We start from the raw sequence: 509 nt of genomic DNA, 5'->3' as shown, positions 1-509 counted from the left end.
CTTTTTTCCCTGCATACCTAAAGTTAACGCCCCAACGTTAAGATCGTCTTTACCCTATATGGTTTTTTCGTTAACTTGTGCAACAGGCACAATGGCTATAAGTAATTGCTTGTTCTCGCATACTTCTGAAAATCCTCGCGGATTTTCAGTTTGGTGCATACTTGCAAAGTTAAGTGCTAAACCACGCAACTACTCATAGCCGCGACCGTCAGACTGTCTCAAAACCCACTTTTTATCACCTCAATTTACTTTGTCACCTTGGTGATATTTCGTAACTTAATGTATGGAATACCAACAAGGACAAGACCGCTCGCAACTTACCCTTTACCGTAGCTGTTTGGATGATATGGTCGGTCAACAAAACACCGTCAGGGCCATTGATGCCTTTGTCAACTCTTTGGATTTGAGTGAACTCGGTTTTAAAACTTTGGCCTCACAAGGAAGACCTCCTTACAACCCTGCCGATTTGCTCAAACTTTACCTTTATGGCTATATGAATCGCATGCGCT

The 509-nt window shown here is 42.4% G+C and carries 1 protein-coding gene; it reads left to right on the top strand.

Features of this window, described 5'->3' with window-relative positions:
* Positions 1 to 283 precede the first annotated feature (283 nt).
* The coding region (locus FBT53_RS16010) for a transposase (protein ID WP_136952186.1) at positions 284 to 509 on the top strand (226 nt) is incomplete at its 3' end.

Origin of the sequence: Flavobacterium sp. ASW18X (assembly GCF_005144745.1) — a bacterium.
Classification (GTDB): domain Bacteria; phylum Bacteroidota; class Bacteroidia; order Flavobacteriales; family Flavobacteriaceae; genus Croceivirga.
Note: the sequence above shows the minus strand (reverse complement) of the source record. Positions and strands in the feature narration are given on the sequence as shown.